We start from the raw sequence: 23,160 nt of genomic DNA, 5'->3' as shown, positions 1-23,160 counted from the left end.
ATGGGCGAGGTCACCGCACACCGCAGCGGCTTCGCGTGCTTCGTGGGCCGCCCCAACGTGGGCAAGTCCACTCTCACCAACGCCCTGGTGGGGGAAAAGGTCGCGATCATGTCCTCGCGCCCGCAGACCACCCGCCGCGCCATCCGGGGCGTGCTGACGCGCGAGGACGCGCAACTGATCCTGGTGGACACGCCCGGACTTCACCGGCCGCGCACGCTGCTTGGGGAGCGCCTCAACGACGTGGTGCGCGAGACGTTCAACGAGGTCGATGTCATCGGCTTCTGTCTGCCTGCGGACGAGAAGATCGGCCCGGGCGACAAGTGGATCGCGCGCGAGCTCACTGAGGCCCGTGCCCCCGTGATCGCGATCGTGACCAAGGTCGATGCTGTCCCCAAGCACCGTGTCGCCGAGCACCTGATGGCCGTGTCCGAGCTTGCGGATTGGGCCGAGGTGATCCCGGTGAGCTCGGTGGAGAACATCCAGGTCGACGTGCTCGCGGACCTGCTCGTCAAGTACCTGCCCAAGGGGCCGCCTCTCTACATCGACGGCGAGATCACGGACGAGCCCGAGGACGTGCGCGTTGCGGAGCTGATCCGCGAAGCCGCTCTTGAAGGCGTCCACGACGAGCTGCCGCACTCGATAGCGGTGATGATCGAGGAGATGGTGGAGCCCGACTCCCCGGAGGCCTCGAAGGACGTGCTCGAGATTCGTGCCCAGCTGTTCGTCGAGCGCGACTCTCAGAAGGGCATCATCATCGGCCACAAGGGCGAGCGCCTGCGCGACGTCGGCGCCACGGCACGCACCGGCATCGAGCGACTGCTGGGCCGGCGCGTGTACCTGGACCTGCACGTCAAGGTCGCCAAGGAATGGCAGCGCGACCCCAAGCAGCTGGGCCGCATGGGCTTCTGACCGCCTTCCATTCCCAATGGCCGATGTGACGCAGGGGGCCTGTGAGACGCGCAGAGACTGCGCAACGGCCACATGCGTCACACGGGTCACAGCGACCATTGGGAGTCTGGTTGAGAGCGGGCGTGACCCGCGCATCGGCCGTCCGCTATGGTGAAACCATGCGTGCACGCTCGCTTCTTCTTCGTCGCCGCGACGAGGCCTGACACCAGGCCGGCCCCTCGTCGCGGAGGCTGTCGCGCCGGCTGACACCAAAGCCACAGACCCCGACGAAGGACAAATCATGAGCGACCATTACACCGGCGGAGCCCAGCGCCCGTCGACCATGCCGATTCAGAAGTACCGCCCGTTCCATGAGCAGATCACGGTCGATCTGCCGGACCGCACCTGGCCCGACCGCCGCATCGACAAGGCACCCCGTTGGTGCGCCGTCGACCTGCGCGACGGCAACCAGGCGCTCATCGAGCCCATGAACATCGAGCGCAAGATGCGCATGTTCGACCTGCTGGTGCGGATGGGCTACAAGGAGATCGAGGTGGGCTTCCCCTCGGCGAGCCAGACCGACTTCGACTTCGTGCGCGCGCTGATCGAGGGCGACAAGATCCCCGAGGACGTCACCATTCAGGTGCTGACCCAGGCGCGCGAGCACCTGATCGAGCGCACGTATCAGTCGCTCGAGGGCGCGCGCAACGCGATCGTGCACCTGTACAACTCGACGTCCATCGTGCAACGCGAGGTCGTGTTCCGCGCGGATGAGGACCAGATCCTGGATATCGCGACTCATGGCGCGATGCTGTGCCAGAAGTTCGAGGAGACCATCCCGGACACCCAGGTCTTCTACGAGTACAGCCCCGAGTCCTACACGGGCACCGAGCTCGAGTATGCCGTCAAGGTGTGCAACGCCGTTCTCGACGTGTGGAAGCCGACCCCGGACCGCAAGGTCATCATCAACCTGCCGGCGACCGTCGAGATGGCCACCCCCAACGTGTACGCGGACTCGATCGAGTGGATGAACCGCCACCTCGACTACCGCGACTCGGTGGTGCTGAGCCTGCACCCGCACAACGACCGGGGCACCGCCATCGCGGCAGCCGAGCTCGGCTACATGGCCGGGGCCGACCGGATCGAGGGCTGCCTGTTCGGCAACGGCGAGCGCACGGGCAACGTGGACCTGGTGACGTTGGGCATGAACCTGTTCAGCCAGGGCATCGACCCGCAGATCGACTTCTCCGACATCGACCAGATCCGCCGCACGGTCGAGTACTGCAACCAGATCGACGTGCACCCGCGCCACCCATGGGGCGGCGACCTGGTGTTCACGGCCTTCTCTGGCTCGCACCAGGACGCGATCAAGAAGGGCCTCGAGGCGATGGAGGCGAAGGCGGCCGCCCAGGGTGTGGGGGTCGATGACCTCGCGTGGGCCGTGCCATACCTGCCGATCGACCCGCGAGACGTGGGTCAGACCTATGAGGCTGTCATCCGCGTCAACTCGCAGTCTGGCAAGGGCGGCGTGGCGTACCTGCTCAAGACCGAGCGCAATCTCGACCTGCCGCGGCGCCTGCAGATCGACTTCTCACGCGTGGTGCAGGTGGCCGCCGATTCCACCGGCGCGGAGCAGACGGCCGAGGACATCTGGCGCATCTTCCAGGACGAGTACCTGCCCGTCACCGAGGAGGCGCGCAGGTGGGGCAGGTTCGCACTGCACGGCACGCGCACCACGTCATCCGAGGAGGGCGCGGACACGATCTCGGCGGACATCCGGGACGGCGACCAGGCCGTGACCATCGAGGGCTCCGGGAACGGCCCGGTCGATGCCTTCGTCGCGGCGCTCGGCACTCGCGGGGTCAAGGTCGAGGTGCTCGACTATCACGAGCACGCGATGACCGGCGGGGGCGACGCTCAGGCCGCCGCCTACGTCGAGTGCCAGATCGGCGACGACATCCTGTGGGGCGTGGGCGTGGACCCGTCAATCACGACCGCGACGCTCGAGGCGATTATCTCGGCGGTCAACCGCGCGCAGCGCTAGCGCTTTCGTGAAGCACACGGTGCGGCGCTTTGTCGCAGCAGACACCGACGCCGTCGCTGCGTTGTGGACAGAGGCCTTCCCGGAGGATCCCGCGCGCAACGAGCCGCACGGCATGATCGCGCGCAAGCTCGCACGCGACCCGGACCTGTTCTGGGTCGCGTGCGTGCCGGCGGCCGATGCGGGGGTCGGGTCCGCGGGCGGCGCGGCGGATAGTGCGGGCACAGGTGGCGAGGCGATTGGCGCGCTGATGGCCGGCTACGACGGAGTGCGCGGATGGCTGTGCCACCTCGCGGTGTCTTCCGCGCATCGGCGTCGGGGCGTGGCAAGCGGGCTCGTCGAGCACGCGGTCGACGTATTGCGCGACCTGGGCTGCATTAAGGTTAACCTGCAGGTGCGCGAGACCAATCGCGAGGTGCGCGCGTTCTACGAATCGCTCGGGTGGAGCGAGGATCCTGCGATGAGCATGGGGCGTCTGCTCGACGACCGCTGAGCCTGCAACTGCCGGAGGCCCCGCCGCAGGCGCCGTGACCGGTGTGCGACGGGGGCTCCCGCATGAGTGACGGGTCAGACCACAGCAGCGGCAAGCTCTCGGTCGGGAACCGTAGCGACGGCACGTGGGGCCCGCGCGAGCAGCCAACCGGCGAACCACAGCTCCGCAACCATGGATGGCACGGCGACCACCACGAGCATTATGGATGCGATGGCCGAGTAATCGGGGAGCGCCGCGTGCGCGAACGTGTCGACGATGTAGGCCGCGCCCGCTGCCCCCAGGGCGACACTGAGTGCGCGTGGCGCAATTCTCGACGCGAACAAGATCCGCGCGAGCACGATCAGGTGTAGCCCGAATGCCACCAACGCGATGAGCCAGCCAATCTCGAAACCGTGTAGCGCGAGCATGGTGAACGACTCGCGCTGGGCGAGGGTGAGTCCCGCCTGTCGATCGCCCGCCGTGGCGATCTCGAGTGCGAGTGCCGTGAACGTCAGGGATGCGCCAAGGATGACGCTGTATCCGAAGCGGAGCCATGCGGCCAGCAGCGAGCGATGTTCACCGGTGCGTCGCAACGTGACGTGGAGTGCCCAAGCGATGAGGAGGTCGATCATTGCGATCGCCACGAAGGCGGCGAGCCCGAGTCTGAACGTCGTCTCATTGGTGGCGATGTTCGCCATGGTGGTGGCGGGGTCGTCGTCGACCACTAGTTGGCTTCGTACGCCGAAGTTTGCGGCGATCGCCAATACGAAGAGCACGAGGTAGCCGACGCCTGCCCAGCGAGCGGCCTTGGAGGGGGAGAGGGAGACGGAAGAGATCATCGGGGTCCAATCGGGGTGTGGTGGGGGATCAGCGAACCGTGATGATGGCCTTGCCTGCGATGCGGCCTGCGCCAAGGTCGACGAGCGCCTCTGAAGCGCGCTCAAGCGGATACGACGTGGTGACCGCGGCGCGAACGTCACCCGCAGTGATGTGAGCACACAACCGCTGCAGACCATCGGCGTTGGTCGTTGACAGAATGGAAGTGAGGGTTCGGCGGGTGACGAGCGACGCGAACACTGCACGGAGTTGTCGTCCCGCGCCACCGGTGATGCGACCACCGCCCTCGCCGCCGACAATCACGAGAGTCCCCTCGGGCGCGAGGATGCGGCGCAGGCGCCACAGTGGCGTCAGTCCGCCCGCGTCGATGATGACGTCGAAGGAGTGCCGTGCGGCGGTGACCTCGGTCGTTCGGTAGTCGATGACGGCATCCGCCCCGAGGTTCGCGACAAACTCCGCTTTGGCCGCGCTCGAGACGCCGGTGACGTGGGCTCCGGCGGCCGCGGCGAGTTGAGTGGCGAAGCTGCCGACGCCGCCGGAGGCGCCGAGCACGAGCACTCGCTGCTCGGGGCGGAGGTGTGCGCGCTCGATTGCGACGAGCGCGGCGAGGCCGGAAACTCCGACGGCAGACGCTTCGTCAAACGAGATATCGGCAGGCTTCAACGTGACGGCGGATTCTTTCGCGACGGCCCATTCGGCGTAGGCGCCGTCGGCCGCGCCCATGATCGCGTCGCCCACGGCAAAGCGGGTCACGGCTTCGCCGATTTCAACGACGATGCCGGCAACCTCGGTCCCGACGATGGGCTGGCGGGGGCGTCTCAGGCCGAAGCCCAGTGCGCGCATGACGAGCGGTTGACCGGTCGCGAGATGCCAAGCACCTCGCTCGACGCCCGCGGCGTGAACCTCGATCAACACCTGGTCGGGTCGGACGCTTGGACGAGGCACTGTCGCAAGCGAGATGTGCTCCGGACCGGCATAGCGACGTTGGACCGCCGCACGCATGGTCACTTGATCAAGTGTGTGGGGGTGCGGTGCGGATGCCTGGTCAGTGGTCATGGGACCTATCCTCCGGGTGTAGGTTGGTACTAAGTACGAACTGATGAGTTGAGACTATTCGTACTTAGTACGTCCGTCAAGCGCTTTCGTCAACGTAGTGGAGGAATCGGTGTCTGAACAGGGACAACGCCGTGCGGGACTCTCGCGGGAGAAGGTGATCGATGCGGCCATGGCGCTCGCGGACAGCGACGGGATCGATTCGCTCACGATCCGCGCGCTCGCTGATTCGCTCGGAACCAAGCCCATGTCGATGTACCACTACGTGGATGGCAAGGACGCATTGCTTGCTGCGATGGTCGAGGCGGTGTTTGCCGAGATGAAGCGCCCGGACCCGGACCTGCCGTGGCGTGACGCCATTTGGAACCGGTGTGTCTCGGCTCGCGACGTGTTGAGGCGTCATCCGTGGGCGGTTCCCTTGCTGGAGTCAGGGACTGCACCGGGGCCAGAGTCGCTCGCGCACCACGAGGCCGTGTTGGCGGCACTGAGCCGAGGGGGCATGGCGCTGCCACTGATGGCCCACGCGTACGCCATCCTCGACAGCTTCATCTATGGGTTCGCAATGGAGGAGGCCAATCTTGCGGTGCAGGGAGGCGAGGCCAGCGCTGAGCTCGCCGAGCAGATTTCCGCGGCGTTTGATCCAGCCAAGTACCCCAACCTCGTCCGCCTGGCGACCGAGCATGTGATGCGTCCGGACTATTCGTTCGGAGCTTCGTTCGAGTACGGCCTCGACCTGCTCTTGGACGGTCTAGAGCGCGCTCAGGACTAGCGCCGGCGCCGCGGGTGGTACACAAAACGCCCCGGCGAGCTCAGGGGCCGCCGGGGCGTCAGGGTGGTGGGGACAAAGGGTCGCCGTCTCGGGGTTGCATCCGCGGGCAGTTATCGACGCGAAGCGTCCTCCCCGGCGTCTCAGTAACCGATCGAAGAGAAGATCTTGATGGCTTGCGCCAAGAGAAGGACGAAGCCTCCGGAGCTCAACATCAAGATCGCGAGCACGACGGGAACCGTGTAAAGGGGCTGTTCCTTGATCGAGGGCGTCGCGGCCTTGCGGTGCTGGGCCTCTGCTGGGGTGTTCGACATGGTGGTTCTCCATCCTTCTGGTGATGTGGGTGGCGAGTAGGGCAACTCATCGTTCGGGTTTTCGGAAGTGGATTGACAATAGGGCGAGATGACCTTGGGCCGTCTCTCACCCCTCGCGCGAGTCGTACTTAGTACTAGTCACGCACGCTAGGCTAACCGTACTAAGTACGAAAGTCAACGATTGTGTGGCCTCCGCGAGGTGTCGGGGGTAGAAGGCATCGGGCGTGACGCGGCGGGGGGCGGGTCGATGTGGACGCTGCGAGAGACAATGGGGAAGTGCCCCTCTACCGTGACGACGCCATCGTGCTCCGCACCCACAAGCTGGGTGAAGCCGACCGCATCATCACGCTGCTGACCAAGCGCCACGGCAAGGTCCGCGCGGTGGCCAAGGGCGTGCGTCGCACCTCGTCTCGACTGGGATCGCGGGTCGAGCCCTTTATGCTGATCGACGTGCAGCTCTACGAGGGCCGCAACCTCGACATCGTCAGCCAAGTGGTGATCAAGGAGCCGTATGCGCGGCGCATTGCCGACGACTACGCGGTGTACACCTCGGCCATCGCGATGGTCGAGACTACGGACAAGCTCGTGGACCACGAGAAGGAGCCGGCGTGGGATCAGTACCGGCTGCTCCATGGGGCGCTGGGGTCGCTGAGCCGGCGTGAGCATGAGCCAGGAATGGTGCTCGACAGCTTCTTGCTTCGTTCGCTTGCCCTAGCGGGCTACGAGCCCAGCTTCGACCACTGCGCGAGTTGCGGTCGCGAGGGACCGCATCGGGCGTTCGTCGTGGCCGGGGGCGGGGCGGTGTGCGAGGCGTGTCGGCCTCCCGGGGCCGCGGCACCGGCGCCCGAGACGTTCTCGCTGCTCGAGGCGCTGCTCAGCGGCGACTGGCTCTCAGCGGACGCCTCGGACGCCCGTCCGCGCCGCGACGCCGCGGGACTCATCGCGGCGTACACCCAGTTCCACCTGGAGCGGAAGGTGCGCTCGCTCACCCACGTGGATCGCACGGAGCAGGTGTCGACGAGCTCCGGTGGTCAGCCTTCGGTGCAGATGGCGCTGAGAGCCGCCGACGCGACAAACCTCGGGAGGGGTCCGGGGCCAGAGCGCGGCTAGGCTGGCCACCGTGAAGCACTCCCGGCCGTACCCGCATCCCGGAGGGGCGACGCCTCCCGACCTGCCCGCATCGGCCGTGCCGTCGCATGTCGCGGTGGTGATGGATGGCAACGGACGCTGGGCCAAGCAGCGCGGACTGCCACGCACCGAAGGCCACGCGCGTGGAGAGGCGGCCCTGCTCGACGTCGTGGCGGGCGCGATCGACATCGGAGTGAAGCACGTCAGCGCGTACGCGTTCAGCACCGAGAACTGGAAGCGCAGCCCGGACGAGGTGAAGTTCCTCATGGGCTTCAATCGGGACGTGATCCGCCGCCGCCGCGACCAGATGGCCGAGTGGGGCGTGAGAGTGCGGTGGGCGGGGCGCCGGCCGCGGCTGTGGAAGTCCGTGATCGACGAGCTCGAGCGTGCCGAGGAGATGACAGCCGGCAACGACGTCCTGACGCTGACGATGTGCGTCAACTACGGCGGCAGGGCGGAGATTGCCGATGCGGCGCGTGCGATCGCCATGAAGGTCGCGGCGGGAGAGCTCGACCCGTCCAAGGTCTCCGAGAAGACGCTGGCGAAACACCTCGACGAACCCGACATGCCGGACGTGGACCTGTTCTGGCGATCCAGCGGGGAGCAGCGCTCGAGCAACTTCCTGCCCTGGCAGGCGGCTTACGCGGAGTATGTGTTCTCCGACGTGCTGTGGCCCGACGTCGATCGCACCCACCTGTGGGCCGCGATCGAGGAGTACGCGCGCCGCAACCGGAGGTTCGGCTCCGCCTAGCTCTGAGCCTCGTGGGCGACCCTGTCGAGGGGCTCGGCGGCTGACCGCGCGGTCGCACGACGGCGCCATCTGTTGAGCGCATAGACGAGCGCGATCACGGCCGTGAGCGCGAGCCCCAGGAGCTCCGGCGAACGCAGCCATGCTTCCCACATCGATAGCCCGATCGCGGTGTACACGGCGGCCCAGATCAGGCAGCCGGGGATCATGGCGAGCGTATAGAGATCGAACCTCATGCGGGTGTAGCCGGCTGCGGCGTTCACCATGGTCTGGAAGCCGACGGTCAGGAAAGAAACCGGGATGCCCAGGTAGCCGCGCCGCTCGAGGAACACCCGAGCCTTGTCCATGCGCGGTCCCGAGAACTTGCGTGCCATGCGCGCGCGGCGACTCTGGTCGGGCTCGCCGCGTACGGCGATCACGTCGGCACCGCCGCGCGCCCACCGTGCAAGCCAGTAGGTCGCCTGCGTGCGAAGGAATACCACGGCGCACAGGAACAGGAACAGTCCCCACCACGGGCCCGCGAGCACGAACGACGGAACGCCGGGCATCAGCTCGCGTCCGCTCCGCGTGCGTGGCACTGCTCGCAGACACCGGTGAGCTCCACCGTATGATCGATCCGCGAGTATCCGTGCGACCGTGCGATGCGGTCCGCCCATGCCTCGAAGTCGGGCACGTCGATGTCCTCGGCCCGCCCGCAGATGCGGCAGCGCAGGTGGTGATGGTGCTCGTCGCCGGCCTCGCAGCGCCGGTACAACGTCTCGCCGGAGTCCGTGACCACAGTGTCGAGATTGCCCGCCTCGGCGAGCGATTGGAGCGTCCGGTACACAGTCGCGAGTCCCACGCTCGACCCGTCGTGGCGCAAGGTTTCGTGCCAGGCCTGCGCGGACCGGAACTCGGAGTGCTTGTCGAGCAACTCAAGCACCGCCGTGCGTTGCCGCGTCATGCGTTGTGCTGTCATCTGGTGGTCTCCGCGATCGGGCGTCGGCGTCGTTGCCGGCGCACAAGTGCGGCACCGACTGCCACCACGATATAGGCCGCGACGCCCAGGACCACGATCAGCGCGCCGGGCTGAAGGTCGTGCTGGAGGGTGATGCTGATGCCGGTCAGGCACAGCACCGTACCTATCGCCATCGCCACCGTCATCACCCGCGCGAACGAGCCGGTCAGGAGCTGTGCGATGGCGACGGGCACGATCATCAGTGCGGACACCAGCAGGACGCCGACCACCCGCATGGACACCGTGATGGTGACCGCCGCGAGCACCGCGACCACCATGTTGAGCGCCTGGACGGGCAGGCCAGTCGAATACGCGAACTCCTGATCGTGAGTGACCGCGAACAAGGCGCTGCGAAGCCCGATCCCCAGCACCAGGATGATGGCGGCCATCGCAAGCGTGGCCCACACGTCCATCCATGTGACGGTCGAGATCGATCCGAACAGGTAGCCCAGGAGGTTGGCATTGGAGCCGCCTGCGATGCCGATGAGCAGCACGCCGAGGGCGATCCCTCCGTAGAACAGGATCGCCATCACGACGTCGGCAGATGCCGTGCCATTCGCGCGCATGCGCTCGATGATCACTGCTCCGAGCACCGCGAACAGGACCGCGCCGGGCACCGCGAGGGCGTCCCGCTGCGCAAGGTCCGCGGCGGACCCCGCGAGCCAGCCAGCGGCGACTCCGGCGAGCGCGACGTGGCCGATGCCGTCGCCGAGCAGCGCCATGCGCCGCTGGACGAGGTAGGTGCCGACCACGGGCGCGCTCGCGCCGACCACGAGCGCGACGATCAGCATGCGCTGAACCAGCGGCTCTTGCAGGATCGAGATCATGGCCCGTCCCATCCCAGCGAAGGCCCCTCGACGTACTGAGGGTCTGCATGTGGATGCTCGTGGTCGTGCCCCGGCAGCGCGTGGACGCCCATGTCAGTGGGCGGCGCGCCGGTGTAGGTGACGCAGCCATGCTCGAGTACGACTGCTTGATCGATGTGGCGCGCGACGGCTCCGAGCTCGTGGAGCACGATGACGATCGCGGCGCCCCCGTCCTTCAGGTGACCCAGCGCGTGGGCGAACGCCACCTGCGACTCGATGTCGACGCCAGCCATGGGCTCATCGAGCACGAGCACGTCGGGGCGGCGGACCAAGGCCCGGGCGATGAGGGCCCGCTGCTGTTGACCGCCGGACAGCCGCGTCACGTCGCGGCGCGCGAGATCGCGAATCCCCATCGTGTCGAGCGCCTCATGGACGAGCGTGCGCGAGCGTGGGGGAGTGCGCAGTTGCCGGCTCCCGAGAAGCCCAGAGGCGACCACCTCGGCCACCGTCGCGGATACGCCCCCTGAGGCCGTGAGCCGCTGGGGCACATAGCCGAGCCGTGCGCGGGCGGCTGGCGTCAGGCGGCGTCCGGACAGGTGGATCTCCCCGTGGGTGGGGGTGACGGCACCGACGAGGGCCCGCACGAATGTGGATTTGCCGGAGCCGTTGCCGCCCATCAGGGCGACCACCTCTCCTCGATGCGCATCCAGGGAGACCCCGTGCAGGATCGCGGTGCCGCCCAGCGAGACTCGCACGCCCTTCGCGGTCAACACCGGCGACCCGGTGGGGGGATCGGCGTCAGACGCAGCCAAGCCCTGCTCGCAGTGCGTCGAGGTTGCGGGTCATGACATCAATGTAGTCGTCATCTCCCGACACGCCCTCGAGGGGGTCGAGCACTCCGGTCTCGACGCCGGCGTCGGACGCCAGGGCCTCGATGGCGGCGGCATCGACCAGCGATTCCGAGTAGACATTGGTGGCCCCCGTCGCCAGCACCTCGTCCCGGACCTCCCGCACCCGCGCGGGGGACGGCTCGGCCTCTGGGTCGAGCCCAGAGAGCCCGTGCTGCTCGAGGCCGAACCTCTCCGTGAGATAGCCGAAGGCCTCGTGGCTGACGAAGATGTCGCGGCGCTCGCACTGCGCCAGGCCGTCCTCGTACGACTGGTCGAGTGCGAGGAGCTCCGACTCGAGCTCTTCTGCGTTCGTGGCGTACGTGCCTGCATTGGCGGGGTCGATGTCCGCGAGCTCAACCGATACCTCATGGGCGTACTCCGCGAGCAGAGTCGGATCCAGCCAGAAGTGGGGATCCCCAGCCGAGTGGTCGTGGTCGTCGTGAGAGTCGTCCTCTTCGTGGGCCTCGTCCTCGTCGGCGTGCACGCTCTCGTGCTCCTCAACGATGTGGTGCGCGTCCATCGTGCGCACCTGCGTGGTGCTGACGGCCTCGTCCACGGCGGGCTGGAACTCGCTCAGGAACAGCACGACGTCCACGCCCTGGATTTCCCGTACGACCGCGGGAGACAGTTCGAGATCGTGGGGTTCGACACCGGGGGCCGTGAGCGGGACGACTGATGCGAACTCGCCTCCGACTCGTTCGGCGACGAACTGGAGGGGGTAGAAGGCGGCGGCGACGGAGATCGCGGCGTCGTCGGGCACAGCTGAGCCCTCGGTCGAGGCGGTGGGGGAGGTGCCGCCTGCGGCGCACCCGGCAAGGGTGAGGGCCGCGACGGCCGTGATTGCGACGGTAGGGCGAAGGTTCATAGGGACGATGCTATTGCTAATGAGAATCGAAGTCAACATGCACCTGGCCGATGGTCGAGAGCGCCGCCGCGGGGGCGTCTCTCGCAGACTCGGCCGCTCGCGATCAGGCGTGCCCCACAATCATGACGACCCCCGCTGACCTGTCACCCTGCGCCATCCCAGCCCGCGCATCGGCCGGGCGGGTGTGCAGCGCGAGGTGGCCACGCGTGCGGGCCTCGTGCCCGTCGATGTCGCTCCGATGCGCACGCAGGCGGTCGGGCTGCAAGGGAAGATCGCTGCGCAAGGCGCGGACGGGCGTCAGGGGCATTGACGGGGCCGACGTGGCAAGGGTGGCTCCTGTCACCCAGCACGACACATTCAGTGTCACGAGCTCGCTCACGGATGGGCGCGCTCCCGGACGCCTCCTAGACAGTGCTGCGCGCGTCAACAGTCTCGGCTCCCGCCGTCATGTGAACTGCATGTAAATTCTGCCCAATTCGCCCATCTCGGCTTGCAGTGTGGCGCTTGTCACACTTAACGTCGAAGAAGTCCTCCAGTAGCGCGGCGAGGGGCGATGCCTCCGATGCGCACCCCTTGATGGCGACGGCTAGCGACGAAATCTCGAGCGTCGCCCGGGCGACAGGACACCACACCGCATTCAGCCGATGAAGGGTCTCTCGTGGACGCAGCGACGAATGAAGTGATCGATTTCTGGAACCAGTGGCGGGGATTCTTCCCTGTCGCCTTGGCGGGCACCGTGGTGTGGTCGCTGTGGATCTACCGGGTCGTGCTGTCGCGCCGGGCCAAGGTCATCGACTCTGACTTCCGCACGACCACCTCGGTGATCGTGCCGTCCTACCACGAGGATCCGGACATCTTGATGCGGTGTCTCGAGACGTGGCGCGCTCAGCACCCGACAGAGATCATCATCGTGTTGGACGTGCAGGACACCGAGGCCTACAACCGGATCGTGGCGCTCGAGGACGACAGAGTGCGACCGGTCCTGTTCAAGCACGCGGGCAAGCGCTCTGCACTGGGCTGCGGCATCCGGCAGGCCAGCGGCGAGATCCTCCTGCTCGTGGACTCGGACACGTGGTGGCAGCCGCGTCTACTCGAAGAGGTGCAGAAGCCTTTCATCGATCCGGAGGTCGGAGCCTGCTCGACCCAGCAGAACGTCTACGAACGCGGGTCGAGCCTGTGGCGACGCATCGCGGACTGGCTCGTCAACCTTCGCTACTACGACTACGTGCCGGCCATGGGACGGGCGGGCGCAGTGCCGTGCGTCTCTGGCCGCACGGCCGTCTACCGCCGCAAGGCGGTCCTTCCTGTCCTCGAGCACCTCGAGAACGAGTACTTCCTGGGCAGGCGATGCATCGCGGGCGACGACGGCCGGCTGACCTGGCTGGTGCTGGCCTCGGGCTACAAGACCGTGCATCAGCGCTCAGCACGCGCCGTCTCGATGTTCCCGGCCAGCCTGCGGGCGTTCATGAAGCAGCGAGTGCGGTGGAGCCGGAACTCCTACCGGTGCTACCTGACTGCCGTCTACAAGGGCTGGTTGTGGAGAATGCCCTTCGTCACGAAGGTGACGGTGCTGCAGATTCTGCTGACGCCGGTCACGATGGCATTGACCCTCGGGTACGTCTTCTTCTCTCGGCTTGAGCTGACCTGGGCGGGTGGAGCAGTCGTAGCGGCGTGGCTGTTGGTCGGACGCGGGGTGCGGGGATGGTCGAATCTGCGACGCAACCCCTCGGACCTGCTGATCCTGCCTTTCCTGGCACTCACGGTCGTGCTCGTCGCGCTCCCGATCAAGCTCTACGCGTTCGCCACCATGAACAAGCAGGGCTGGCTGACTCGCACAGCGGATCAGGTAGGCGGAGAGGGCCAGAACGCCCGCTCGCTCGACACCGTGGGCTCGGAGCCTCGACGCGAAGAGCGGAGTCGTGCGCTGGCAGGCTCCCGCGAGGCTGCGGCATGACCGCCCGCGAGTCGCGCACGTTTGTCTCTGCCGCCTTGGCGGCGGTGCTCGCACTGCTCGCACCCGCGGCCTCGGCGACCGAGCGGCCGGAGCAGGATGACGGCGCCGCCACGGGGGACGGGACGGTGAGCGCATACGAGGGCGATCCCGAGGCCGAGGCAGTGCTGGTGAGCCGCGAGGACACCCGCGTGACCGACCTCGATCTAGTCGCGGCCGGAGATCTCGCACCCGAGCTCGACCGCACACAGCCGTATCGCGTCGCGACAGAGCCCGTATCGACGCTCGTGCTCACCCCGAGGGAGGAGCCGTACACGTTGTCAGAGATTCAGAGCGCCGCGCCGGTGGCGGTCTCCGACCTGGGCGAAGGTGTGTACCGCCTGCATGAGCATCTCGCGGTTCTGGCCGGCGCCTCGCTCACCGTCGCCGACGGCGTGCGCGAACTGCAGCTGGCGAGCCAGCCCGAGGGGTTCGTGTCGATCGTCACGCTTGGCGGCACACTCGCGGTTCAGGGCGAGGCGGACGAGCCGACACTGATCCGCAGCTGGGACGCACCTCGCGAGTCGCACGATGCGAACACGAGCGACGGCAGAGCGTATGTGCGGGCCATCGGGGGACAGCTGTCGATGGTGGATGTCAGGCTCGAATCTCTCGGGTTCTGGTCGGGCAACACTGGCGGGTTGGCTCTGACCGGAACCGACCACGCGTTCGGAGTAGGGGTGGGCACTAGCGCCGCCGACGATGAAGGTGCAGCGGGTGGTGGTGATGAAGCCGGTACCCAGGGGTGGGGCTCCGCATCGGCGGCGGACGGAGCGCAGTCCTCTGCGGGCGCCGACGGCAGTGGCGGAACCACGGACGACGATGGAGAGCAACCATCAGGCATCTCCACCGTGAACGGCGACGAGACCATTCAGCAGCCCAGTGCCAGCGACTCGGTCCCACTGGGAGTGACCGCCCGCCTTCAACGGATCGCCGTCGAAGGCAACGCCTTCGGAGTCTTTGTCTCGAACGCGAGCTCCGTCGAGATCATCGATTCCGAGGTGACGAAGAGTCTGGTCGACGGAATCGTCTTCCACCGCGAGGTGCTCCAGTCGCGGGTGGCGCGCACGACTTCGGTGGAGAACGCCGTGGACGGCTTCCGCGTCTCGCGTGGCTCCAACGGTGTGCAACTCGACGAGGTGACCGCTGCGAGCAACGGCCGTAACGGGGTGACCATTGACGCGGGGCCGCTCGCCGACGGTCCTTCCGCAGTCGGCCTCCCCGTCGAGTCGTACGGCGATCACACCATCCGCGACAGCACCTTCAGGAACAACGGGGACGTGGGAGTCGAGGTACTGAGTGGCCAGGACATCGTGCTCGAAGGCAATGCCGTCTCGGGAGGGCGGTTCGGCATGGTCCTCCGGGAGGGCACTCAAGGCATACGCGTCACCTCGTCCGTGGTTGAGGCGACCGAGATGCACGGCATCGTGGTGCGCGACGGCAGCACTGCGCTGTTGTCGTCGAACGAGGTCAATGATGCTCTCACCGGCCTCTACGTGCGCGATGCCGTCGCCGAGGTCTCGTCGAACCGCGTGAGCGGAGCGAGCAGTCACGGCGTCACTGTGGTCGGTGCCTCGGAGGGAACGCAGGTGCTCGACAACGTCGTGGGCGGAGAAGGGGGAACACCCATTGACGTGGCCCGCGCCGACGGCGACATCCGGGTGGGCGGCAACGATGCGTCGGCATGGGCGGAGAGGTCCTTTGGGGAGTCGCTGCGCGCAAACCTCCTGTCGCCCCTGAGCCTCCTATGGCTGAGCCTCGGCGCGCTCCTCGTGTTCACGGCACTCATGGGAATCCGCCACCGACGCGAGCCATCCATGCCCTACGGCGACCGCACGCCGCTCGCAGCATTCACCGGAGGGCCGGTGGACCCGGCGACCGTCGATGGCGTGGTCCACCCGCCCGCTGAACGACCGAACGAACGCACCGAGTCAGGCCTGCCGAGCAGGCGCTCTCGCGCGGAAGGACGGCACGTATGAGAATGGAACGTCGACAGGGGATCCTCTTCGCCGCAGCAGTGCTCGTCGCTGCTCTGGCCGGCGGACTCGTCGGGGCAACCCTGGTGGGGGATCCTGCGAGCTCGCAGGACGCACAGTCCGTGGAGCCCACACCGACGGCGACGGGGGACGCTTCGGACGCGCCGTCGCCGTCTCCGACGAATTCGCCCTCGGAATCAGCCAACCCCGGGAGGGGAGTCGCGGTCGACCCCTCCGCGATCACAGCGCCGCCCGATGACATGCCCTCGGCGCACGTCGACGGGGACTTACTGGAGTGCGGCGCGGCGACGATCACCGTCGAGGATGGCGATGAGTTGGCGCAAGCGCTCTCTGCCGCCGGCCCAGGGGACGTCATCGGTCTCGCTGAGGGGCGCTACGAGGGCGAGTTCTCGCTGACGGCATCGGGCACCGCCGAAGAACCCCTATGGGTCTGCGGTGAGTCCGCCGCGGCAATCGTCGGTGAAGGGTACGACGGGGGCTACGGACTGCACGTCGACGGAGCCCAGCACGTACGCATCGTCGGGCTCACCGTGACACAGGCGCAGAAGGGCATCATGGTCGACGGTGGCGAAGACGTCGTGATCGACTCCGTCACTGTTCACGGCATCGGCGACGAGGGCATCCACCTGCGCACCGGAACCATCGACTCCGTCGTGCGCGGTTCCACCGTCTACGACACGGGAAACCGCCGCGAGAAGTTCGGTGAGGGCATCTACATCGGCAGCGCGGAGTCGAACTGGTGCGACCTCACCGACTGCGAGCCGGATCGCTCCGACCGCAACGTCGTGGAGGGCAACATCGTGTTCGACGTCACGGCCGAGGCCGTGGACGTCAAGGAGGGCACCGTCGACGGCGTTCTGCGCGGAAACGCCTTTGATGGTGCCGAGCTCATCGAGGACGGAGGCGACTCCTGGGTCGACATCAAGGGCAACGACTACGAGATCGTCGGCAACTCGGGCATTCGCTCCAACAACGATGGCTTCCAGACACACGAGATCCTGGACGGCTGGGGCACCGGGAACGTCTTTGCAGACAACACCGCTGTCGTGCGGGGCCCCGGCTATGGATTCTCTCTCACCCCGGAGCGGGACAACGTCGTCATGTGCTCCAACACCGTCGAGGAAGCGGGGGAGGGGTACAGCAATACCGACTGCCAGTGATCAAGGGTGCTCACGCACCCGTTTGCACACTCGAGACGAACGCGATCAGGAGAGAACATGACCGACATCATCGACCAGCCCATGGCCACGCCACGACCGCGCCTCACCGTCGTCGGCACCGGCTACCTCGGGGCCACGCACGCCGTCTCGATGGCCTCCCTGGGCTACGAGGTGCTGGGCGTGGACGTCGATCAGGCGAAGATCGATCGGCTCACGCGCGGTGAAGTGCCGTTTCACGAGCCGGGCCTGCCCGAGATGCTCGACGAGGCCCTTGCCAGCGGCAACTTGCGCTTCACGACGTCGTTCGACGAGGCAGCCGAGTTCGGCGACGTGCACTTCGTGTGCGTTGGTACGCCGCAGCTGCACGGGTCGCATGCCGCGAATCTCGCCTACGTCGAGGCCGCGTTCACCGCGATCGCGCAGCGGGTCCGCAAGTCCACGCTGATCGTGGGCAAGTCGACGGTTCCGGTCGGCACAGCCGAGCGCCTCGCGGACATGGTCGCGGCAGCCGCTCCCGATCCCGACTTGGTGGAGGTCGCCTGGAATCCCGAGTTCTTGCGCGAGGGCTATGCAGTCCAGGACACCTTGCACCCCGACCGACTGGTGTTCGGCGTGTCATCGGAGCGCGCCGAGACGAGCCTGCGAGCGGCGTTCGAGCCGGTCCTCGAGGCGGGCACGCCACTCGTGGTGGCCGACATGAAGACTGCCGAACTGGTCAAGGTGGCGGCCAACTCGTTCCTCGCGACCAAGATCTCCTACATCAACGCGATGGCTGAGATCTGCGAGGTGACCGGTGCCGACGTCAACCTGCTGGCCTCGGCGTTGAGCTACGACGACCGGATCGGCGCACGGTTCCTCAAGCCCGGTCTCGGCTTCGGCGGAGGCTGCCTCCCGAAGGACATCCGGGCCTTCATGCACCGGGCGGAGGAGCTCGGGGTGGGCCATGCGGTGGAGTTCCTCCACGAGGTCGACGAGATCAATGCTCGCCGCCGCCGTCGCACCGTGGATCTGGTGCGCGAGCTGGCGGGCGGCGACCTGCGCGGCATGAGGATCGCGTGTCTCGGCGCCGCCTTCAAGCCCAACTCGGACGACATCCGCGACGCGCCGGCCCTGGACGTGGCGGACATGCTGCGCGCCCAGGCCGCGGACGTCGTGGTGTACGACCCGGAAGCCATGGGTAACGCGCGTGAGGCGTACCCCCAGCTTGACTACGCGCCCACGTTCGCCGAGTGCGTCAAGGGGGCGGATGTAGTGGTGCTGCTCACGGAGTGGGCACGGTTCCGAGAGGCCGATCCCGAGATGATGGGCGAGCTGGTGCGCCACCGAGCGATGGTCGACGGCAGGCATGCCCTCGACGCAGATGCCTACCGCTCCGCAGGTTGGGAGTACCGGGCACTCGGCCGTCCGGCTCAACCGCAGACGGTGCGCCTCGTCGAGGACGTCAAGGACCAGGTAGCGGCGATGGCCTGAGCCGCCGCGCGGGCAGGCACCGCGCCGCGCCTGCCCGCGCACTGCCGCTCTCGCAGCGCAAGGAACCCCCGCATCGGGCGTGAGCGCGCGCCGCTAGACTGTCGAGGCATTCCCGACGACCCCTCAAGGAGCACTCAGTGGCACAGCCGTCCCGCCTCGACAACGTGATCTCGCTCGCGAAGCGCCGTGGCTTCGTGTTCCCGTGCGGAGAGATCTACGGCGGTACGCGTTCCGCGTGGGACTACGGGCCGCTGGGTGTAGAGCTCAAGGAGAACATCAAGCGGCAGTGGTGGCGCAACGTGGTCGCCAGCCGTGACGACATCGTCGGGCTCGACTCCTCCGTGATCCTGCCCCCCAAGGTGTGGGAGGCCTCCGGCCACATCGGCGCCTTTGTCGACCCGCTGGTCGAGTGCCTGAGCTGCCACAAGCGGTACCGCGAGGATCACCTGCTCGAGGAGTTCGAGGAGAAGAAGGGCCGCGCACCCGAGGGCGGACTGGCGGAGGTCGCGTGCGCCAACTGCGGCAACCGTGGCCAGTGGACCGAGCCCAAGATGTTCAACGGCCTGCTGAAGACCCACCTGGGCGTCACCGAGGACGAGTCGGGGCTGCACTACCTGCGCCCGGAGACCGCGCAGGGCATCTTCGTAAACTTCGAGAACGTCCAGCGCACGTCGCGCATGAAGGTGCCGTTCGGCATCGGCCAGATCGGCAAGTCGTTCCGCAACGAGATCACACCCGGCAACTTCATCTTCCGCACGCGTGAGTTCGAGCAGATGGAGATGGAGTTCTTCGTCAAGCCTGGCTCGGACGAGGAGTGGCACCAGTACTGGATCGATGCCCGCACTGACTGGTACACGGGACTGGGAATCGACCGCGACAACCTGCGCCACTTCGAGCACCCGGCAGAGAAGCTGTCGCACTACTCCAAGCGCACTGTGGACATCGAGTACCGGTTCGGCTTCACCGGATCGGAGTGGGGCGAGCTCGAGGGCGTCGCCAACCGCACCGATTTCGACCTGACGACTCACTCGCAGCACTCCGGCAAGGACCTCAGCTACCTGGATCCCGCCACGAACGAGCGATACACGCCGTACGTGATCGAGCCTGCGGCGGGCCTTACCCGCTCACTGATGGCCTTCCTGGTCGAGGCCTACGACGAGGACGAGGCCCCCAACACCAAGGGCGGCGTCGACAAGCGCACCGTGCTGCACCTGGACCCGCGCCTGGCGCCCGTGAAGGCTGCGGTGCTGCCGCTGTCGAAGTCCGAGGAGTTGCTGCCCACCGCATCGGCGTTGGCGCAGGAGCTGCGCGGGCTATGGAACGTCGACCTCGACGTGACGCAGGCCATCGGCAAGCGGTACCGCCGTCAGGACGAGATCGGTACTCCGTACTGCATCACAGTCGACTTCGAGACCAAGGACGACCAGGCGGTGACCATCCGCGATCGCGACACCATGCAGCAGGAGCGCGTCGCCCTCAGCCAGGTCCAGTCCTACCTCGCGACCCGCCTCGTCGGCGCGTAGGACGGACGGTGGGCGCGGGACACTCACACTCGCTCGAACGGCCGCCGCGCGCGTCCGAGCGGACCACGCTGATCCTGTCGGTCATCGTGGCTGCCGTGCTGTTCCTGACCACGATCGGCGCGGTAGCGGTGTGGCCGTCCGACTGGTCGATGCTCCGCTCCGTGCCGACCACGTACGAGGGCGCAACGTGGGAGTCCGCGACCGTCGAGTCTGTGGACCCGGACACCGGCGTCGCACTGGTCACCGTGTCGGGCCAGGAGGACACAGGTGCGCAGGAGCTGCCGCCCGCGGACCTCGGGACGTTCGACTACGAGGAGGGCGACCGCATCCGAGCGCTCCAGCTCGACACCGGGGAGTTGATCTTCGGCGACTTCGAGCGCGCGGGTCCCATGCTGGTGCTGCTCATCGCCTACGTGCTGCTGGTGGCGGGAATCGCGTGGTGGCGCGGCGTGGGGGCTCTGCTGGGCCTGGCTGCCGCGTTCGGCATCATCGTATTCTTCACCGTGCCCGCGCTGTTCGATGGGGCGAATCCCCTGGTAACGGGACTGGTGACGGGGTCTGGCGCCTTGGCGATGCTGCTGTACCTCGCCCATGGCTTCAACTCCCGGACGACCACGGCGTATTTGGGCACGCTCGCAGGCCTGACGATCACGGCACTGCTCGCCTGGTGGGCCGTTGACGCCTCGAGCCTGACGGGGATCTGGTCGGAGGAGGGGGCGCATCTCGAGCTGTCCGGCCGCTCCGTGGATCTTCAGGGTCTGGTGCTGTGCGGGATCGTGATCGCGGGCCTCGGCGTGCTGAATGACGTCACCGTGACGCAGTCGTCCGCCGTGTGGGAGCTGCGGGCGGCCCGTCCTGACATCTCTCGCTGGAACCTGTTCCGCCGCGGCATGCGGATCGGCCGGGACCATATCGCCTCGACGGTCTACACGATCGCCTTTGCGTACGTCGGAGCGGCGCTGCCGGCGATCATGCTCATCAGCCTCTACGACACCTCCGTCGGCTCGACCCTCACCACGGCGGAGATCGCCGAAGAGGCCGTGCGCACCCTGGTGAGCTCGATCGGTCTGGTGCTCGCCGTGCCGCTCACCACCGGCATCGCTGCTCTGGTGGTCGGCACGGACGCCATCGCGCGCGAGCCGAGCCAGGAAGGCGCAGTTGCGGGACCCCAGGTCGCGCGAGCAGCCGCCCCCACGGCAGGCGCCGCCGCGCTTGCCGACGCTCCGCCGCCCGTCCTGGAGCCGGAGTTCCGCGGCCGGGCGGACGAGTAGTCGTGGCCGTCCTCAGGACCTGACTGCCGCAGAGTCGTGGCAGAGCGTGATCCCCATCACACTCGCTTCTTGCGTGGGCGATTCGTCCCGTATGGTCGTGCGACCGCTGGGTGCCGCCGAGCGGGATGAGCGCAAGCGATCTCAACGGTTTGCCGCCTCGCGTGCATGCGCCGCCGGCTGGTTCCGGCGCCCCGCATGCACTCTCCGACTGACGAACCCAGGGTGCGTGCCCTCGCGCCCACTGCCGCGAAAGGGCGAACTTGTCGATGTCACGACACACCATCCGGATGAGCAACGAGGCGTCTGCGGTGGTGGCGCTGTTGCTGGCTTTGCTGGCGCTCGTCGTGCTGGAGCCGAGCGCGGCGCGCGCCGCTGAGGGCGATGTGACCGTGGAGTCGGCGATCGAGTTCACCGATGTTCCCGAGGGCATGCCGTTCGCGCGAGAGATGACCTGGTTGGCGAACGAGGGGGTGTCGACCGGGTGGGGTTCCGGCGCCACCCGTCAGTACCGCCCGTATGAATCGATCACCCGTGATGCCATGGCGGCGTTCCTGTATCGCTTGGCAGGGTCGCCTGCGGTGACGTTGCCGCCCCAGTCACCGTTCGAGGACGTGACCCCCACCTCGACGCAGTTCTACAAGGAAATCGTGTGGCTGGCCGACTCGGGCATCTCCGGGGGATGGCAGACGGTGCGCGGCAAGGAGTTCCGGCCCTTCGAGCCGATCACGCGGGATGCGATGGCGGCCTTCCTGTACCGATATGCGGGGAGCCCCGCCTGGAGCGCGCCACGGGCGTCTCCGTTCACTGACGTCACCAGCAGGTCAAGCGCGTTCTACGCCGAGATCAGCTGGCTGTCCGGCATGGAGGTGTCCACCGGCTGGGACGTGCGAGCAGGCAAGGAGTACCGCCCCTTCCACAAGATCACGCGCGATGCGATGGCTGCGTTCCTCTACCGTCTGCAGGAGCGAATCGCGCCACCGATCGACGAGGGAGCGACTGACGAGGATGCTGCGGTGCCTGGCTGCCCCGCAGCCACGGTGAACGTTGCGACGGGGGCGCAGCTCGAGGACGCGCTCGACAGTGCGTCCCCTGGCGACGTCATCGTGCTCGCCGATGGCCGCTACCCGGGAAACTGGGCGGCGACACGCAATGGCAGTCCCGCGAGTCGGATCACGCTGTGCGGCACCCCGGGGGCGATCCTCGACGGCGGGTCGGTCAGCAGCGGCTACGTGCTGCATCTCGACGGCGCGGATCACTGGGTCGTGAAGGGCGTCACCGTCCGCAACGGCATGAAGGGGATCATGCTCGATGAGTCGGACCACGTCGTCATCGACGGCGTGACGGTCGAGCACATCGGCGACGAGGCCGTTCACCTGCGCACCTTCAGCTCGGACAATGTGATCAGGAACTCGCTGATCCGCGACACGGGCAACCGCAACGTCAAGTTCGGCGAGGGGGTCTACGTGGGCTCCTCGGTCAACAACTGGGACACGCTCACCGGCGACGCTCCCGACCGTTCGGACCGGAACGTCATCGAGAACAATACGATCATCGACGTCACAGCGGAGGCAGTGGATATCAAGGAAGGCACCTCGAACGGGGTGATCCGCGGCAACGAGTTCGACGGTTCGAGCATCCAGGTCGCTGGCGCCGATTCGTGGGTCGACGTGAAGGGCAACGGGTGGGTGATCGAGGGCAACCTGGGTCGCCACAGCCCACAGGACGGCTTCCAGACGCACGAGCTCGTCGACGGGTGGGGGACCGACAACGTGTTCCGCGGCAACCACGCGATCGTCGACGGCCCCGGGTTCGGGTTCTCGCTCACGCCCGTGCGCGGCAACATCGTGGCGTGTGACAACACCGCTACGGGTGCCGGCGAGGGGCTCGCGAACGTGGACTGCCGCTGAGGACATGGCGCATGAGCGCACCCAGGCCTTTGAGACA

Annotated in this window: 21 protein-coding genes; 13 read left to right on the top strand and 8 right to left on the bottom strand. The window is 67.3% G+C overall.

Features of this window, described 5'->3' with window-relative positions; genetic code table 11:
- From era to ACNI3K_RS12420, 3 genes are all read left to right on the top strand, one after another.
- Complete coding sequence (era, locus tag ACNI3K_RS12430; protein ID WP_419392224.1) at positions 1–909, top strand: GTPase Era; 909 nt, start codon at positions 1–3, stop codon at positions 907–909.
- A 280-nt stretch (positions 910–1,189) separates the two neighbouring features.
- Positions 1,190–2,932, top strand: a complete 1,743-nt coding sequence (gene leuA / locus ACNI3K_RS12425; RefSeq protein ID WP_419392223.1) for a 2-isopropylmalate synthase — start codon at positions 1,190–1,192, stop codon at positions 2,930–2,932.
- Between the two features lie 7 nt (positions 2,933–2,939).
- Positions 2,940–3,422, top strand: coding sequence for a GNAT family N-acetyltransferase (locus ACNI3K_RS12420; protein WP_419392222.1), 483 nt, complete (start codon positions 2,940–2,942; stop codon positions 3,420–3,422).
- A gap of 74 nt (positions 3,423–3,496) precedes the next feature.
- Here the strand turns inward: ACNI3K_RS12420 and ACNI3K_RS12415 are convergent, their stop codons facing one another.
- Together ACNI3K_RS12415 and ACNI3K_RS12410 are read right to left on the bottom strand one after the other, a co-directional pair.
- A complete protein-coding gene (locus ACNI3K_RS12415; protein WP_419392221.1) occupies positions 3,497–4,240 on the bottom strand; it encodes a DUF4386 domain-containing protein in 744 nt (247 codons plus the stop codon).
- Between the two features lie 28 nt (positions 4,241–4,268).
- Positions 4,269–5,294, bottom strand: coding sequence for an NAD(P)-dependent alcohol dehydrogenase (locus ACNI3K_RS12410; protein WP_419392220.1), 1,026 nt, complete (start codon positions 5,292–5,294; stop codon positions 4,269–4,271).
- Positions 5,295–5,403: 109 nt separating this feature from the next.
- Here ACNI3K_RS12410 and ACNI3K_RS12405 point away from each other — a divergent pair, with 109 nt between their 5' ends.
- Entirely contained in the window at positions 5,404–6,060 is a 657-nt protein-coding gene (locus tag ACNI3K_RS12405) for a TetR/AcrR family transcriptional regulator (RefSeq protein WP_419392219.1), read from the top strand.
- A gap of 140 nt (positions 6,061–6,200) precedes the next feature.
- Here the strand turns inward: ACNI3K_RS12405 and ACNI3K_RS12400 are convergent, their stop codons facing one another.
- Positions 6,201–6,371: a hypothetical protein gene (locus ACNI3K_RS12400; RefSeq protein WP_419392218.1), complete on the bottom strand. Its 171-nt coding sequence runs from the start codon at positions 6,369–6,371 to the stop codon at positions 6,201–6,203.
- Positions 6,372–6,647: 276 nt separating this feature from the next.
- Here ACNI3K_RS12400 and recO point away from each other — a divergent pair, with 276 nt between their 5' ends.
- Complete coding sequence (gene recO, locus ACNI3K_RS12395) at positions 6,648–7,481, top strand: DNA repair protein RecO (protein WP_419392217.1); 834 nt, start codon at positions 6,648–6,650, stop codon at positions 7,479–7,481.
- 10 nt (positions 7,482–7,491) lie between these two features.
- Positions 7,492–8,250, top strand: coding sequence for an isoprenyl transferase (locus ACNI3K_RS12390; RefSeq protein WP_419392216.1), 759 nt, complete (start codon positions 7,492–7,494; stop codon positions 8,248–8,250).
- Here the strand turns inward: ACNI3K_RS12390 and ACNI3K_RS12385 are convergent.
- Genes ACNI3K_RS12385 through ACNI3K_RS12365 form a run of 5 tightly spaced genes read right to left on the bottom strand, consistent with a single transcriptional unit; the run spans position 8,247 to position 11,805 of the window.
- Positions 8,247–8,795 (bottom strand): DedA family protein, encoded by a 549-nt coding sequence (locus ACNI3K_RS12385; protein ID WP_419392215.1) that lies wholly within the window; start codon positions 8,793–8,795, stop codon positions 8,247–8,249. The genes ACNI3K_RS12390 and ACNI3K_RS12385 overlap by 4 nt on opposite strands.
- Positions 8,795–9,205, bottom strand: a complete 411-nt coding sequence (locus tag ACNI3K_RS12380) for a Fur family transcriptional regulator (protein ID WP_419392214.1) — start codon at positions 9,203–9,205, stop codon at positions 8,795–8,797. Before ACNI3K_RS12380 ends, ACNI3K_RS12385 begins: the two co-directional genes overlap by 1 nt.
- The gene (locus ACNI3K_RS12375) at positions 9,202–10,071 is read right to left on the bottom strand and encodes a metal ABC transporter permease (RefSeq protein ID WP_419392213.1); all 870 of its coding nucleotides are present in this window, start codon (positions 10,069–10,071) and stop codon (positions 9,202–9,204) included. Before ACNI3K_RS12375 ends, ACNI3K_RS12380 begins: the two co-directional genes overlap by 4 nt.
- On the bottom strand, positions 10,068–10,862 hold the full coding sequence (locus ACNI3K_RS12370) for a metal ABC transporter ATP-binding protein (RefSeq protein ID WP_419392212.1): 795 nt from the start codon (positions 10,860–10,862) through the stop codon (positions 10,068–10,070). Before ACNI3K_RS12370 ends, ACNI3K_RS12375 begins: the two co-directional genes overlap by 4 nt.
- Entirely contained in the window at positions 10,849–11,805 is a 957-nt protein-coding gene (locus ACNI3K_RS12365) for a metal ABC transporter substrate-binding protein (RefSeq protein WP_419392211.1), read from the bottom strand. The genes ACNI3K_RS12370 and ACNI3K_RS12365 overlap by 14 nt, the downstream gene beginning before the upstream one ends.
- A 658-nt stretch (positions 11,806–12,463) precedes the next feature.
- Between ACNI3K_RS12365 and ACNI3K_RS12360 the strand changes: the two genes are divergently transcribed.
- From ACNI3K_RS12360 to ACNI3K_RS12330, 7 genes are all read left to right on the top strand, one after another.
- Positions 12,464–13,759 (top strand): glycosyltransferase, encoded by a 1,296-nt coding sequence (locus ACNI3K_RS12360; protein ID WP_419392210.1) that lies wholly within the window; start codon positions 12,464–12,466, stop codon positions 13,757–13,759.
- Positions 13,756–15,774 carry a right-handed parallel beta-helix repeat-containing protein gene (locus tag ACNI3K_RS12355; RefSeq protein ID WP_419392209.1) on the top strand — a complete coding sequence of 673 codons (2,019 nt, stop codon included), beginning with the start codon at positions 13,756–13,758 and terminating at the stop codon, positions 15,772–15,774. The genes ACNI3K_RS12360 and ACNI3K_RS12355 overlap by 4 nt, the downstream gene beginning before the upstream one ends.
- Entirely contained in the window at positions 15,771–16,952 is a 1,182-nt protein-coding gene (locus ACNI3K_RS12350; RefSeq protein ID WP_419392208.1) for a right-handed parallel beta-helix repeat-containing protein, read from the top strand. The genes ACNI3K_RS12355 and ACNI3K_RS12350 overlap by 4 nt, the downstream gene beginning before the upstream one ends.
- Positions 16,953–17,009: 57 nt before the next feature.
- Positions 17,010–18,422 (top strand): UDP-glucose dehydrogenase family protein, encoded by a 1,413-nt coding sequence (locus ACNI3K_RS12345; RefSeq protein WP_419392207.1) that lies wholly within the window; start codon positions 17,010–17,012, stop codon positions 18,420–18,422.
- 137 nt (positions 18,423–18,559) lie between these two features.
- Entirely contained in the window at positions 18,560–19,945 is a 1,386-nt protein-coding gene (locus ACNI3K_RS12340; protein ID WP_419392206.1) for a glycine--tRNA ligase, read from the top strand.
- 8 nt (positions 19,946–19,953) lie between these two features.
- Positions 19,954–21,216: a YibE/F family protein gene (locus ACNI3K_RS12335; protein ID WP_419392205.1), complete on the top strand. Its 1,263-nt coding sequence runs from the start codon at positions 19,954–19,956 to the stop codon at positions 21,214–21,216.
- Positions 21,217–21,503: 287 nt separating this feature from the next.
- The gene (locus ACNI3K_RS12330; RefSeq protein ID WP_419392204.1) at positions 21,504–23,123 is read left to right on the top strand and encodes a right-handed parallel beta-helix repeat-containing protein; all 1,620 of its coding nucleotides are present in this window, start codon (positions 21,504–21,506) and stop codon (positions 23,121–23,123) included.
- The last annotated feature ends 37 nt before the right edge of the window (positions 23,124–23,160 follow it).

Source organism: Demequina ureilytica, from assembly GCF_048553575.1.
Taxonomy (GTDB): Bacteria; Actinomycetota; Actinomycetes; order Actinomycetales; family Demequinaceae; genus Demequina.
Note: the sequence above shows the minus strand (reverse complement) of the source record. Positions and strands in the feature narration are given on the sequence as shown.

Bases quoted from the DNA above. Each gene is read 5' to 3' on its own strand.
- era (WP_419392224.1), top strand. From the start codon at position 1: ATGGGCGAGGTCACCGCACACCGCAGCGGCTTCGCGTGCTTCGTGGGC.
- leuA (WP_419392223.1), top strand. From the start codon at position 1,190: ATGAGCGACCATTACACCGGCGGAGCCCAGCGCCCGTCGACCATGCCG.
- ACNI3K_RS12415 (WP_419392221.1), bottom strand. From the start codon at position 4,240: ATGATCTCTTCCGTCTCCCTCTCCCCCTCCAAGGCCGCTCGCTGGGCA.
- ACNI3K_RS12410 (WP_419392220.1), bottom strand. From the start codon at position 5,294: ATGACCACTGACCAGGCATCCGCACCGCACCCCCACACACTTGATCAA.
- ACNI3K_RS12400 (WP_419392218.1), bottom strand. From the start codon at position 6,371: ATGTCGAACACCCCAGCAGAGGCCCAGCACCGCAAGGCCGCGACGCCC.
- ACNI3K_RS12385 (WP_419392215.1), bottom strand. From the start codon at position 8,795: ATGCCCGGCGTTCCGTCGTTCGTGCTCGCGGGCCCGTGGTGGGGACTG.
- ACNI3K_RS12380 (WP_419392214.1), bottom strand. From the start codon at position 9,205: ATGACAGCACAACGCATGACGCGGCAACGCACGGCGGTGCTTGAGTTG.
- ACNI3K_RS12375 (WP_419392213.1), bottom strand. From the start codon at position 10,071: ATGATCTCGATCCTGCAAGAGCCGCTGGTTCAGCGCATGCTGATCGTC.
- ACNI3K_RS12365 (WP_419392211.1), bottom strand. From the start codon at position 11,805: ATGAACCTTCGCCCTACCGTCGCAATCACGGCCGTCGCGGCCCTCACC.
- ACNI3K_RS12355 (WP_419392209.1), top strand. From the start codon at position 13,756: ATGACCGCCCGCGAGTCGCGCACGTTTGTCTCTGCCGCCTTGGCGGCG.
- ACNI3K_RS12350 (WP_419392208.1), top strand. From the start codon at position 15,771: ATGAGAATGGAACGTCGACAGGGGATCCTCTTCGCCGCAGCAGTGCTC.
- ACNI3K_RS12345 (WP_419392207.1), top strand. From the start codon at position 17,010: ATGACCGACATCATCGACCAGCCCATGGCCACGCCACGACCGCGCCTC.
- ACNI3K_RS12330 (WP_419392204.1), top strand. From the start codon at position 21,504: ATGAGCAACGAGGCGTCTGCGGTGGTGGCGCTGTTGCTGGCTTTGCTG.